Source organism: Stenotrophomonas sp. GbtcB23, from assembly GCF_019091045.1.
GTDB lineage: Bacteria > Pseudomonadota > Gammaproteobacteria > Xanthomonadales > Xanthomonadaceae > Stenotrophomonas > Stenotrophomonas rhizophila_A.
In genome coordinates, this window is the sequence record NZ_JAGXKC010000285.1 from 1 (window position 1) to 329 (window position 329).

1 protein-coding gene is annotated in these 329 nt (G+C 62.0%); it reads right to left on the reverse strand.

Annotated features, from left to right (window positions below):
• On the reverse strand, positions 1-329 hold a 329-nt coding region (locus KVS69_RS19135; RefSeq protein ID WP_217539545.1), incomplete at both ends, for an ROK family protein.

Sequence of the window (329 nt, forward strand, 5' to 3'; positions counted from 1 at the left end):
GCATGCACGATATCGATGGCGTGCTCGCGGATCAGCCCGCAAGTGCAGCGCAGGTCCAAGTCGCCACAGACGACCATGTGGCCGATCTCTCCGGCTGTGCCGCTCGCCCCGACATGCAGCCTCCCGTCAAGGACATAGCCGACGGCAATGCCGGTGCCGGCATTGAACATGATGAAATCGCGGTGTTTTCGTCCCAGGCCGAACTTCAGTTCGCCAAGCGTTGCAGCATGAACGTCGTTCTCGATCCAAGTGGATAGGCCGCTCCGCTCCCGCAGAACATCGGCAATCGCGAGGTCCGCCAACCCCAGCGTGATCGACCGCACCAGCTT